Annotated in this window: 11 protein-coding genes; 7 read left to right on the forward strand and 4 right to left on the reverse strand. The window is 66.5% G+C overall.

Annotated features, from left to right (window positions below; genetic code table 11):
* Positions 1-87: 87 nt before the first annotated feature.
* Together ACSC1R_RS07865 and ACSC1R_RS07870 are read right to left on the reverse strand one after the other, a co-directional pair.
* Positions 88-1,065: an ROK family protein gene (locus ACSC1R_RS07865; RefSeq protein WP_439028511.1), complete on the reverse strand. Its 978-nt coding sequence runs from the start codon at positions 1,063-1,065 to the stop codon at positions 88-90.
* A gap of 117 nt (positions 1,066-1,182) precedes the next feature.
* The gene (locus tag ACSC1R_RS07870; RefSeq protein ID WP_439028512.1) at positions 1,183-1,872 is read right to left on the reverse strand and encodes a TIGR00266 family protein; all 690 of its coding nucleotides are present in this window, start codon (positions 1,870-1,872) and stop codon (positions 1,183-1,185) included.
* A gap of 80 nt (positions 1,873-1,952) precedes the next feature.
* Here ACSC1R_RS07870 and ACSC1R_RS07875 point away from each other — a divergent pair, with 80 nt between their 5' ends.
* The gene (locus ACSC1R_RS07875; RefSeq protein WP_439028513.1) at positions 1,953-2,369 is read left to right on the forward strand and encodes a hypothetical protein; all 417 of its coding nucleotides are present in this window, start codon (positions 1,953-1,955) and stop codon (positions 2,367-2,369) included.
* Here the strand turns inward: ACSC1R_RS07875 and ACSC1R_RS07880 are convergent.
* Complete coding sequence (locus ACSC1R_RS07880; RefSeq protein ID WP_439028514.1) at positions 2,350-2,715, reverse strand: universal stress protein; 366 nt, start codon at positions 2,713-2,715, stop codon at positions 2,350-2,352. The two genes, ACSC1R_RS07875 and ACSC1R_RS07880, sit on opposite strands and share 20 nt — an antisense overlap.
* Positions 2,716-2,822: 107 nt before the next feature.
* Here ACSC1R_RS07880 and ACSC1R_RS07885 point away from each other — a divergent pair, with 107 nt between their 5' ends.
* A complete protein-coding gene (locus ACSC1R_RS07885) occupies positions 2,823-3,563 on the forward strand; it encodes an SDR family NAD(P)-dependent oxidoreductase (protein WP_439028515.1) in 741 nt (246 codons plus the stop codon).
* Positions 3,564-3,684: 121 nt separating this feature from the next.
* Entirely contained in the window at positions 3,685-5,880 is a 2,196-nt protein-coding gene (locus ACSC1R_RS07890; protein ID WP_439028516.1) for a PAS domain S-box protein, read from the forward strand.
* 8 nt (positions 5,881-5,888) lie between these two features.
* Here ACSC1R_RS07890 and ACSC1R_RS07895 read toward each other — a convergent pair whose 3' ends face one another.
* A complete protein-coding gene (locus ACSC1R_RS07895; protein ID WP_439028517.1) occupies positions 5,889-6,452 on the reverse strand; it encodes an LURP-one-related/scramblase family protein in 564 nt (187 codons plus the stop codon).
* 137 nt (positions 6,453-6,589) lie between these two features.
* Here ACSC1R_RS07895 and uvrA point away from each other — a divergent pair, with 137 nt between their 5' ends.
* From uvrA to ACSC1R_RS07915, 4 genes are all read left to right on the forward strand, one after another.
* On the forward strand, positions 6,590-9,556 hold the full coding sequence (uvrA, locus tag ACSC1R_RS07900) for an excinuclease ABC subunit UvrA (protein WP_439028518.1): 2,967 nt from the start codon (positions 6,590-6,592) through the stop codon (positions 9,554-9,556).
* 51 nt (positions 9,557-9,607) lie between these two features.
* The gene (locus ACSC1R_RS07905; RefSeq protein WP_439028519.1) at positions 9,608-10,300 is read left to right on the forward strand and encodes an HNH endonuclease; all 693 of its coding nucleotides are present in this window, start codon (positions 9,608-9,610) and stop codon (positions 10,298-10,300) included.
* Positions 10,301-10,520: 220 nt separating this feature from the next.
* Positions 10,521-11,963: a sulfatase-like hydrolase/transferase gene (locus ACSC1R_RS07910; protein ID WP_439028520.1), complete on the forward strand. Its 1,443-nt coding sequence runs from the start codon at positions 10,521-10,523 to the stop codon at positions 11,961-11,963.
* A 58-nt stretch (positions 11,964-12,021) separates the two neighbouring features.
* Positions 12,022-12,975 carry a hypothetical protein gene (locus ACSC1R_RS07915; protein ID WP_439028521.1) on the forward strand — a complete coding sequence of 318 codons (954 nt, stop codon included), beginning with the start codon at positions 12,022-12,024 and terminating at the stop codon, positions 12,973-12,975.
* Positions 12,976-12,984 lie beyond the last annotated feature (9 nt).

Genomic DNA, 12,984 nt, shown 5'->3' on the forward strand with positions numbered 1-12,984 from the left:
ATGTAAGTGATTGTTTGTGTTATCCTGTGCCACGGCTACCGCAGCCGTGTCGGTGACGGGACGGACACGCCGGGTCGGCTGGTTCGGTCAGTGACGAAGTTTCGACCGGTCACCGGTTCCGGCCGTCAGCGCGCTCGCCAGTGCACCTTTGACGACGACGTCGTCGCCGAGCGTCGTCAGCTGGATGTCGGGCACGTTCGTCATCACCATGTCGTCGACGCGTTCACGGATGGGGTCGAGCACCAGTTCGGTGTTGTTGAGCGCGACTGCGCCGCCGATGTAGATGACGATGGGTGCGAACGAGTGGACGACGTTGGTGACACCGATGGCGTTCCAGTGGGCGAGCTGGTCGACGACGTGGCTGGCGAACTCGTCGTCGGCTGCGTACTCGAACACGTCTTTCGCGGAGAAGTCGGGGTCGTCGAGCGGGAGTGCGGTTTCGAACTCGGGGTCGTCGTCGGCCAGGAGTCGAGCGTATCGTGGAATGTTGTTCCCGGAACAGTAGGCTTCCCAGTGTCCTTGTTTGCCACAGCCACAGGCGAGCCGTCCCTGTGGGTCGACGACGTAGTGGCCGACCTCGCCGGCGTTGCCGTCCCAGCCGCTCGCGACCTTCCCGTCGATGCAGACGCCCGCGCCGATCCCCGACGAGATGGTGATGTACGCCATGTCGTCGGGGTTGCGCTCGGCGAAGAAGCGCTGGCCGATACAGCCGGCGTTGGTGTCGTTGTGGAGGTAGACGCGGTCGGAGTCGATGAGTTGCCCGATGGGCCCACTCAGGGGGACGCGCTCGACGGTGTCGGGGAGGTTCGGGGGTGTCTCGAGTGTCCCTTCGGCGAGGTCGAGTGGTCCGGCTGCGCCGATGCCAGCCGCGAGCACCTCGGTCGGCTCCACGCCGGCGTCCGCGCAGGCGCGACGGAGCGTGTCGAGGACCGCCTCGGTCACGTCGATGCCGGTGGGTCCCTGTGGCGTCTTCGTGCGATACGAGCCGATGATTCGCGCGTCGTCGTCGCCGACGACGGCTCGGACGTTCGTCGCGCCGAGGTCGACGCCCGCGTACGTGGCCATGTAGATGTGAGACGGGCGGGCGGGCACTTAATTGGTTAGATTTACTCGCGAGTGAGTACGTCAGTCATTGCCTCGCTGGGTGGCTGGCACGGGACTGGGGTGGGTCCGTCGTCCGGCTCAGTTGGTGGTGTTTGCCGACCGGGACGGCAGTCGCGGGATGAGCCACGCGAGGAAGGCGTCCTCGCTGCGGGTCTGGAGCCAGACGGTCCCGGGGCCTTCGAAGTCGACGACGAGGCCCTCACCGGAGAACAGCGTGGACTTCAGGCCGCCGACGCGGCGGACGTCGTAGCTCGTCGTCCCCTCGAAGGCGACCACGTGCCCGGAGTCGATGGTGTAGCGCTCGCCAGCTTCCAGGTCGACGGATTCGACCGCACCGTAGCTGGAGAGGAACACCGGTCCCTCGCCGGTGAGTTCGAGCAGGAAGAAGCCTTCGCCGCCGAGGAACGACCGCGCACCGCCGAACTTCGTGTCTACGTCGAGCGACGGGGCCGAAGCGAGGTAGGACCCGGCCTGGACGAACAGGGTCTCGCCGGTCAGTTCGTGCGCGACTACGTCACCGGGAAGCGCCGGCGCGAGCGTGACGTGACCGGGCGTCTCGGCGGTGTAGGTGTTGCGGAAGAACGATTCGCCACCGAGGACGGAGCGCTTTACGCTCTTGAACAGGCCACCTTCGCCGCGGGCGGTCGAGATATCGATGCCATCTGTGTGTGAGACGAGCGCCCCGGCTTCTGCCATCAGGGACTCGCCGGCGGCGAGGTCGACGTCGAGCAGTGCGTAGGAGGGACGGTTTCGGATTTCGTGCTCCATACCTGAGTAGTCGCGTCACAGATATATCCCGTTATGGGTGTGCGCGACACTCTCAGGCGTGTAGGGGTACTACACGGGACATGGACACGAAAGACCTGACAGATTTCGAGATAGAGGCGCTACACCGGACGGAACTCGCTCTGGAGTGGCTTCGACGCGCCCACGGCCACCTCATCGAGTTCCACCACGGCATCGGCCACGCCATGGACCACCTCGACGCCGCCGAGGAACTCCTCCGCGAGAGCGGCCACGCCGACCTCGCGGACGAACTCCGGGACCAGCACCTCCCGCGTGGGGTCATCGACCGGGGGCCGACGCCCGACGCGGGCGACCGCTGGTCGTACGACGTTCTGGAGACGTTCGAGGACGGTTTCCTCGGTGACGTCATCGAGTTCGAGGAGCGGACCCGGTCGACCGTCGCCGGCGGGGCCAGGCACGTCGCCGAGCGCCGGCAGGAACGCGAGTGGCGCGAGCGGGCTAATCCCGGACGAAGGTGACCGGGCAGGGGGCCGAGAGCATCACTTCCTGTGCGGTCGACCCGAAGACGGCCTTCCCGGTCGGCGAGCGTTTCCGCCCCGCAACGTACACCCGGTCCGCGTCGACGGTCTCTGCGACGTCGCGGATGGTCGCGTGCCGCGCAGCGACTTCGTCCGGGGTCACGTCGCCAAGGTGTGCGAAGTCCAGCCGGTCGCGGGCGCTCTCGTACTCGTTTTCGGTGAAGGCGTGTGTCAGGACGACCGATGCGCTGGTCGGCGCTGCGATTTCGACGACCGAATCTGTCAGGCGGTCCGTCTGGTCACCGTCGCTCGGACCGACGCCCAGTACGATGGTCTCGATGGACATGGAACAGCCGTCGGACCGGAGCCAGTAACAGATTCTGGGCATTTACCCGATTCTGAATGAATTTCTCGGCAGGGCTGGTTATGTGTATCCCCGTCCAACACGAGGACATGATTCGACCCGACCTCACCGGTCAGGTTGCCCTCGTCACGGGCAGTGCGAAGGGCCTCGGTCGCGAACTCCTGTTGACCATCGCCGGGTGTGGTGCCAGCGTCGCCGTCCACTACCGGACCAGCGGTGACGAGGCCGAGACCGTCGCCGACCTCGCCCGCGAGCGCGGTGCGCCCGCCGTCACGACCGTCCAGGCCGACGTGACTGACCCGGACGAGGTGACAGCCATGTTCGACGCCGTCGAAGCCGACCTCGACACGGTTGACGTGCTGGTCAACAACGTCGGCGCGTTCGCGCCGCGTCACTGGACCGACATCGACTACGACACCTGGCAGACCGTCTTCCAGACCAACGTCGATGCGACCTTCCTCACCTGCCGGCGTGCCCTCCCGACCATGCGCGAGCAGGGCTACGGGCGCATCGTCAACGTCGGCTACGCCTCCAGCGAGAAAGGGATGGTCAATCCCAAGAACGCGCCCTACTTCATGGCGAAAGCGAGTGTCCTGATGTTCACCCGGATGCTCGCGGCCGACACGCAGGACGACGGCATCACGGTCAACGCCATCTCGCCGTACGTCGTCGAGAACTCCGACGAGTTCCCCGAGGAACTCCCACGCGGGCGCCCCGCAAGCTACGCCGACATGGAGCAGGCCATGCTGTTCTTCCTCGACGAGGAGTCGGACTACATCAGTGGCGAGAACGTCGAGGTCGACGGTGGCTGGCTGCCAGAGAAGGTGTGACACGGACGCGGCGTCGTGCCCCCGCCACCGCACGACGAATCGACCACATCGGTAGTCGGGACCGCTGAATCGGAGTCACTTTCATGTGCTCCCACCCCTATCGTTGGGGTGACACACCGTAATGAGTGCGCGAACCGGGGTGCTGTGGATACAGGGGGGGACCGGGGAGTCCCCGCTCCGCGACCAACCGGCAGTCCGCGTCCACGAGGCGGCTGACCGGGCCGAGGCAGCCGACCTGCTCGCGTCGGTCCGGGTGGACTGCATCGTCTGTCCGCAGACCCGCGACGGTAACTCGGGGCTCGTCCTGCTCGAACGCCTCGCCACCTCCCATCCACACGTCCCGAGCGTGCTGGTCTCCGAGACCCCCGACGACGACCTGGCGAGCGCGGTCGCGAGCGGGGCCATCACCGAGTACCTTCCACTGACCATCTGGGAGGACCCCGGTGCGCGTCTGGCCGACCGGGTTCACGCACTGGCGGACGCACACGACCCGACCCGACCGGACGAGCGCACGCTTTCGGGTCTGCTCGCGACGGCCCGAGAACTCATGACGACGCGCGCACCGGACGACATCGCGGCGGTGGTCGCCGACGCGGCGAGCGAGATACTCGACTACGACAGCGCGGCCGTCTGGCTGGTCGACGACCACGAGGAGGTGTTACGGCTCGCGGCCGGGTCGGACGTGGCGAGCTACGGGGTCACCGACGGCCCCGTCGGCACCGTGTTCCAGACCGGCGAGCCGACCGTCCACGAGGACACCGAGGACGCGACGATGTACTTCCCGTTGGGCGACCACGGCGTCATGGCAGTCACCGCCGAGAGCGTCCGCGCGATGGAGGACGCCGACGTCCAGCTCGCGGAGATACTCGCGGCCAACGCCTCCGCGGCGTTCGGCCGGGCGGCCCGCGAGCAGGCGCTCGAACTCTACCAGACGGTCGTCGACAACGTCCGCGAGATGGTGTACGTCCTCGACGCGGAGGGCCGAATCGTCCTCGCCAGCCAGCAGATCGTCGACGCGGCGGGCTACGACCGTGACGAAATCGTCGGCGAGCACGTCTCGAAGTTCTTCACGCCCAGCGGGCTCCAGAAGGGGACCGGGGTCATCACCGAGATGCTGACCGAGGACGACCCCGGAAACCGGACCTACCGGACCGAGGCGATTCGGGCCGACGGGTCGACGATTCCCGTCGAGATAGAGCTCTCCTTGCTCCCGACGGACGACGGCGAGTTCCGCGGGACCATCGGTGCGATTCGGGACATCTCCGACCTCGTCGAGACGGAAGAACGCCTCGAACACGAGCGCGACCGGTTCCGGTCGCTGTTCCGGCACATCCCCGACCCGGTCGTGGACAGTCGGTTCGAAGACGGTGAACCCATCATCGAGGGCGTCAACCCGGCGTTCGAGCGGGTGTTCGGCCACGACGCGGCCGACGTCGTCGGCTCGTCCGTCAACGACGTGCTCGTGCCGGCCGGCGACGAAGCGGGCGGGCGCGAACTCGACCGGCAGACGCTGGAGGAAGCCCCGACTTCGGCGGAGGTCAGACGCGAGACCGCCGACGGCGAGCGGTTCTTCCTCTTCCGTGGTATCCCCTACCGGGCGGGTGACCGCGACACCCACGCGTTCGGCATCTACACCGACATCACCGACCAGCGCGACCGCGAGCGCCACCTGCAGGTGCTCCACCGCGTCCTTCGGCACAACCTTCGGACCGACATGGGCGTCGTCATCGGCTACCTCGGCGAACTCGAAGGCGAGCTTGACGACGCGGGACAGCTGGCGCTCATCGAGCGCGTCACCGACCGGGCCGAGGACGCGGCCCGGCTCGCGGACAAGGTCCACCAGCTCGAACAGGTGGTCAGACGCGACTCCGACCTGACGCCGGAACCGATCGACGTAACCGAGCGCATCGCGCCGCTCGTCGACCGGGTCCGCGAGGTCGAAACCGACGCGACCATCCGGTTCGCGAGTCCCCAAACCTGTGTCGCCTACGCCGACGAACGCCTCGACCTCGCGGTCGAGAACCTCGTCGAGAACAGCATCGAGCACACGCCGAAGGCACGGCCGACCGTCGAGGTGGCGGTCGAACGGACGGCGGAGTACGTCGAAGTCAGTGTCGCAGACGACGGTCCGGGTATCCCCGAGCACGAACGGGCGTTGCTCACCGGCGACCGCGACGTGTCGCGAGTGGAACACGGCGACGGCCTCGGACTCTGGGTCGTCAACTGGGTGGCGCGGTCGCTCGGCGGCGACGTGCGCTTTGGCGATCCCGAGGAGGGGAGTGAGGTCGTGTTACAGTTGCGGCCGGAAGGCGTCTGAAGCCGGTTTCAGTTCCCTTCGAGGGCGTCGATGGCGATGCCGGCGACGACGAGTGCTTCCTTCGGCGCATCGCCGCTGTCGGTGACTTCCACCTCGTACTGGTCGGCCAGCGAGAGCTTGCCCTTGATGTGGCCCATCGGTCGGCCGTCGGGCGACTCGATGGTGTACTCGTGCGGCAGGAAGCCCATGAGGGGGACGTGGTGGCGGGCCGCTTCGAGGAGTGCCCCCTGCCCCTCTATCTTCGCGAGGACCCGGCCGTCCGGTGCCCGGACCTTCCACTTGTGCTGGAAGAAGGTGAAGTTCTTGTCGAGGATGGCGACCTCCTCACCGGTTCGTTCGTCGGTGATGGTGTAGTCGCCCGCGTGGTCCATGATGCCGCCAGCCTTGATGGTGAACACCTTCTCTCCGTCGGGTGTCTTGAACGGGAACTCCTCTTTCAGTTTGAACCGTTTCTTCTTCGCCTTGAGCACCGCGTTCCCCGCCGCGTCGGAGACGGTGTACCTGCTTCGGATGAGGCTCTGTTTGATGTGGTACCGGTCGTCGCTGAGGTCGATACCCGAAATCACACTCATGGCCTTTCGTTCCCCCGTATCATATTTAAAACCTTACTCGAAATGGCAGGACTCTTTATGTACTGGTGCGTCCCGCGTCACCGGTCCTCGTCCGGAACCGACACCCTAAGGATGGTACCGCCCTTGCCAACAACCGAATGACCAAGGAGTACATCGAGGTCAGGGGTGCCGAGGAGCACAACCTCAAGGACCTCGACGTGCGTATCCCCCGCGAGCAGTTCAACGTCGTCACCGGCCTCTCGGGGTCGGGCAAGTCCTCGCTCGCGTTCGAGACGGTGTACGCCGAGGGCCAGCGCCGATACATCGAGTCGCTCTCTGCCTACGCGAGGAACTTCCTCGGGCAGATGGACAAACCGCAGGTCGAGACGGTCGAGGGGCTCTCGCCGGCCATCTCCATCGACCAGAAGAACGCCGCCAACAACCCGCGGTCGACGGTCGGGACGGTGACGGAACTCCACGACTACCTCCGCCTGCTGTACGCCCGCGTCGGCACGCCGCACTGTCCCGAGTGCGGGCGCGAGGTCGGCGAGCAGTCCGCCCAGACGATGGTGTCGCGCCTGCTCGACCTGCCGGAGGGGACGAAGGCGATGATAGCCGCGCCGGTCGTGCGCGACCAGAAGGGTGCCTTCGAGGACCTGTTCGACGAACTCGTCGCCGACGGGTACGCCCGCGTCGAGGTCGACGGCGAGCAGTACGACCTCACCATCGAGAAGCCGGAACTCGACGAGAACTACGACCACACCATCGACGTCATCGTCGACCGCGTGAAGCTCTCGACCGAGTCTCGCGCTCGCATCGGCGACTCCGTCGAGACCGCTCTGGAAGCGGCCGACGGCCTGCTGAAGGTCATCCTCCCGGACCCGCCGGAGGACGCGGACATCGGCGGTTCCGAGTCCCGCTCGACGGGTGACCTGGCAGGCGAGGGTGACGACCGACTGGTTCTCGAGTTCTCCGAGGACCTCGCCTGTACCCACTGTGGCATCGACTTCGCCGAGATAGAGACGCGCAGTTTCTCGTTCAACTCTCCCCACGGGGCCTGCCCGGAGTGTGAGGGCATCGGCGAGACGAAGGAAGTCTCGGAGGACCTGGTCGTCCTCGACGAGTCCAAACCCATCAAGCACGCCTTCGAGCCGTGGAGCTACAACCGGTCGTACTACCGGACCCGGCTCGACAACGTCGCCGAGCACTTCGGCGTCTCGGTCGATACGCCCCTCGAGGACCTCGACGAGGACGTGAAACGCCAGTTCCTCTACGGGACCGACGAGGAGGTCGTGTTCAAGCGCCAGACCAAGAACGGCATCCGCCGCAAGGAGAAGCGCTTCGAGGGCATCATCCCGAACCTCGAACGCCGCTACGTCGAGACGGACTCACAGGGCACCCGCGAGCACATCGAGGACTACATGTCCGTCACGGAGTGCCCGGCGTGTGAGGGCACCCGCCTGAAGCCCGCTTCGCGGTCGGTCCTCGTCGCGGACACGTCCATCACGGAGATAAACGGCATGAGTATCGGCGACGCGCTGGAACACTTCGAGGGGCTCGAAGCGCACCTGAACGAGCGCGAGACCCACATCGCCGAGGAGATCCTCAAGGAGATTCGTGCCCGCCTCGGCTTCATGACCGAGGTCGGCCTGGAGTACCTCACGCTGGACCGCGAGGCCTCGACCCTCTCCGGCGGGGAGAGCCAGCGCATCCGCCTCGCGACCCAGATTGGCTCCGGCCTCGTCGGCGTCCTCTACGTGCTCGACGAGCCGAGCATCGGCCTGCACCAGCGCGACAACGACCGCCTGCTCAACACCCTCTGCGAACTGCGCGACCTCGGGAACACCCTCATCGTCGTCGAACACGACGAGGAGACGATGCGCCGCGCCGACAACGTCATCGACATGGGTCCCGGCCCGGGCAAGCGCGGTGGCGAGGTCGTCGTGCAGGGGACGACCGACGAGATAATCGAGTGCGAGGGCTCCATCACCGGCGACTTCCTCGCCGGCCGCAAGCAGATTCCCGTCCCCGACACCCGCCGCACAGCCGACACCCACCTCACCGTCGAGGGCGCTCGCCAGCACAACCTCAAAGACCTCGACGTGGACATCCCGATGGGCTGTTTCACCGCCATCACCGGTGTCTCGGGTTCCGGGAAGTCCACCCTGATGCACGACGTGCTCTACAAGGGGCTGGTCCGCCGGATGAACGACAACAAGTCCGTCAACCCCGGCGAACACGACGGCATCGACGGCATCGACAACATCGAAACCGTCCGCCTCATCGACCAGTCGCCCATCGGCCGCACCCCGCGGTCGAACCCGGCGACCTACACCGGCGTCTTCGACTACATCCGCGAGCTGTTCGCCGAGACCAAGCTCTCGAAACAGCGCGGCTACAAGAAGGGCCGCTTCTCGTTCAACGTCAAGGGCGGGCGCTGTGAGGAGTGTGGCGGGCAAGGGACCGTCAAAATCGAGATGAACTTCCTCTCGGACGTGTACGTCCCCTGTGAGGAGTGCGACGGTGCGCGCTACAACGACGCCACGCTCGACGTGACCTACAAGGACGCGACCATCGCGGACGTGCTCGACATGAGCGTCGAGGAGGCGTACGACTTCTTCGAGTCCTCCTCGCGCATCCGCCGGAAGCTCAAACTACTGAAAGACGTGGGGCTGGACTACATGAAACTCGGCCAGCCCTCGACCACCCTCTCGGGTGGGGAAGCCCAGCGCGTCAAACTCGCCGAGGAGTTGGGCAAGCGCGACACCGGCAACACGCTCTACCTGCTGGACGAACCGACGACCGGCCTGCACTCTGCGGACGAGAAGAAACTCATCGACGTGCTCCACCGGCTGGTCGACAACGACAACACCGTCGTCGTCATCGAACACGAACTCGACCTCGTGAAGAACGCCGACCACGTCGTCGACCTCGGCCCCGAGGGCGGCGAGAAGGGCGGTCAACTCGTCGCCGAAGGGACGCCCGAAGCACTCGCCCAACACGACGACTCCCACACCGGGCGCTACCTGCGCGACCTGCTCCCCGACGTGGACATCGAAGGCCCGCGTGGCCAGCGCGTCGAACCCGAGAAACGAGAGATGGCGGCCCCGACCGACGACGACTGACGAATTCGAACAGCCCGAAGTTTTTCGATCACCCGATCCGTCGCCTGCGGTATGTCTCGCTGGCGGCGAGTGGTCAGGCGCGAACTGCTTGCGTACCGGGACCAGACCGGTGTCGAGAGTATCACGCTCGGCGACGTGTACGACCAGTTGCTCCCGGTCGTCACCGCGGAGTTTCCAGACAACGACCACCCGAAAGCGAAACTCAGGCAAGTCCTCCAGCAGTTGCGCGACCGCGACGAGGTGGTGTTCCTGGAGGACGGGGTCTACCGGCTGACGGGTGTCGACGCTGGTTCGGTGGCGGGAGAACCGGTGAAGACGCGAACGGAGTACACCGCGACCACGTACGAGACGACCGTCGGGGCACGCTCGATATCGGCAGCATTCCGGACCGACGTGCTCGCCAGATTCGACCGGACCTGTCCGGTCTCTGGTGTCGACCACCCGAGACTGCTCGACGTTGCCCACATCCTCCCGTGGAGCGAGTACGAGAACCACAGGACGGACCAGACCAACGTCCTCCCGCTGTCGAAGACCCACCACGCGGCCTTCGACGCCGACCTGTTCACACTCGATTCGGACCTCCGCCTCTGGACTGCGCCCGACTTCGACACCGAGAGCGACCTGCTCGAGCGAACCCTGCTGGACCGGGAGGGCAGCCGAATCCCCTGGCCGGCGACGGCCCCCGACGTGTCCACACGACTCGCCGACCGGAACCGGAATCTCGACTGGGATGTGCCCGCGTGACTTTTTGTACGAAGACACGACCAGTCCCGTCGTGTCCTGACCCCCACCGCGCGGCGGGCAGCGGTTGCACGACACGTCGTCGCGCGACACCCAGTGTCGTCTGTCCGCCAGTCGATATCGGCCACCAGAGATACTGTCGTCTATATATTCGTTTGCCGGTAGCTATTTAGCGACCTACTCGTTACTCCCGCACGACCGACCGGATTCCGGTCACACACGCATGACCGACGACGCACGAGCAACCGTCTTGATCACCGTCGATTCGTTGCGGGCGGACGCGCTCGACCTGAACTCGGAGGATTCGCACACACCGACCCTCCGGTCCCTGGCCGACGACGCGACCGTCTTCGAGAACGCCTTCGCCCAGGGGAACTGGACCCCGTTCTCCTTCCCGAGCATCCTCGGTGGCACGCCAGTGTTCGCCGACGGGTCACGCATCGGTGTCGGCCCCGGTGCCACGCTCGCTGAGACGCTCCGGCGCGCCGGTGTCGCCACCGGTGGGTTCAACGCATCGAACGGGTTCCTCACCGCGTACTGGGGCTACGACCGCGGGTTCGAGGAGTTCGACGCGTTCCACGCCGAGGCGACGAACCCGGTGAGCAAGTTCTTCTCTGCGCACCCGACCTGGCAGGCGTGGGCACAGTTCGCCACGCAACCGATGCGCTCGGCAGTCCGTCGGCTCAGGGGCGAGGAGACGTACCCAGCCGAGAACACCTCCCGGATGCGGGACGTCGAGAACGCGGCCATCTCGTTCATCGAGGATTCGGATGGGGAGTTCTTCTGCTGGATTCACTACATGGACACCCACACCCCGTACGTGCCCGCTCCGGTCCACGTTCGCGAGGTCGCGGACGAACCATTCAGCACGCTACGCATGCTCAGCCCGCACTTCCGGACCGGGCTGGGTCGCGGGGTCGAGGAGGGGTCACAGGCGCTCGACGACCTGCGGACGCTGTACAAGGCGGCCGCCCGACAGGTCGACCAGAGCATCGGCCGCGTCCTCAGTGCCCTCGAAGACGCTGGTATCCGCGACGAGACGTGCGTCGTCGTCGCGGGTGACCACGGCGAAGAGTTCCTCGAACACGGGCACCTCGCGCACTACCCGAAGCTCTACCGGGAACTGGTCGAGGTCCCGTTCCTCGTCGACGCCCCCGGGAGCGAGGGCCGACGAATCTCCGACCCGGTCGCGCTCGACGCGATTCCGCCGACCGTGTGCGACGCGATGGGCGTCCGCACGCCCGACCACTACACCGGCGAGAGCGTCATGCCGACCGTCTCCGATGGGGCCGACCCGGACCAGGAACCGGTGGTGTCGGTGACCGTCAGGGGGGAGTCTGTCACCCAGCAACCAATCCCGCGGCGGCTCGGCGACGGTGACGTACTCGTCAGCGCCCGGAACGAGGAATGGACGTACATCGACCACCCCGAGGCGGACGAGCGAGAACTGTACGACCGCGAGGCTGACCCCGCCGAACAGGACGACTGCTGGGACGACGACCCCCCGACACGGGCGGTACGGCGCCTCCGAACGGCCGCCGAACAGCGCGTCGCAGCGCTCGAATCGGTCGCCAGTCGAACCGAGGACGATGCCGGCGACACCGAGGCAGACGAGGCCGTCCCAGCGGAAATCGAAGACCGCCTCAGCGCCCTCGGGTACAAGTAGTTCGTTCGGACCAGCGTCAGGACCGACTGTTTTATCCTGCGACGACCTACGGAGAGCCATGCAGTTCGTCGCGCTTTCCGATACCCTCCTCACCATCCGTGATGGTGAGACGGTCGCCCGGTTTGACGACCACGACTTCGAATGCGTCGCGACCGACGGTGACCACGTCGTCGCCGGGACGTTCGGCGACGGCCTCTGGCACAGTCCAGACCACGGCGAGTCGTGGGAACAGGTGGGCTCGGCCCTCCCGGAGAAGGTGATGTCGGTCGCGTTCGACCCGCACCGTGCTGGAGGCCTCTGGGCCGGCACCGAACCGAGCCGTGTGTTCTACTCGCCCGATTACGGCGAATCCTGGACCGAACGAACTGGCCTCACCGACCTGCCATCGGCCGATTCGTGGTACTTCCCACCGCGGCCGGACACCCACCACGTCCGCTGGCTCGAACCAGACCCGCATCGCCGGAACCGTCTCTTCGTCGGCATCGAGGCCGGTGCCCTCGTCGTCACGAACGACCGTGGCGAGACCTGGCACGAACGCCCAGAGGGGAGCCGTGTCGACAACCATCAGCTCGCGACACACCCGGACGCACCGGGGCGGGTGTACAGCGCCGCGGGCGACGGCTACGCCGAGAGTGACGACGGCGGCGAGACGTGGGACCAGCCCCAGGATGGTCTCGACCACCGGTACTGCTGGAGCGTCGCCGTCGACCCGGGCAACCCGGACGTCCGGCTCGTCTCGGCGGCCGACGGGGCGTACGCTGCCCACCGGAAAGAGACCGCAGAGTCCTACGTCTACCGGAAAATCGGGGACCGGCCCTGGAGCGTCGCGATGCGGGGACTGCCGGCCCCCGAGGGGTTCCGCCGGCCGGTGGTGGCACCGGGAGCCGACCCCGGGACGTTCTTCGCCGCGACCGACGAGGCTCTCTACCAGACCGACGACCGTGCCGGGAGCTGGAACCGGCTGGAATCGTGGGGTGCGGCTGGGCCGGTCCGGGGACTGGCGGTCCGGTGACCACTCGCT

This window comes from Haloarchaeobius ordinarius, from assembly GCF_051801355.1.
Classification (GTDB): Archaea; Halobacteriota; Halobacteria; order Halobacteriales; family Natrialbaceae; genus Haloarchaeobius.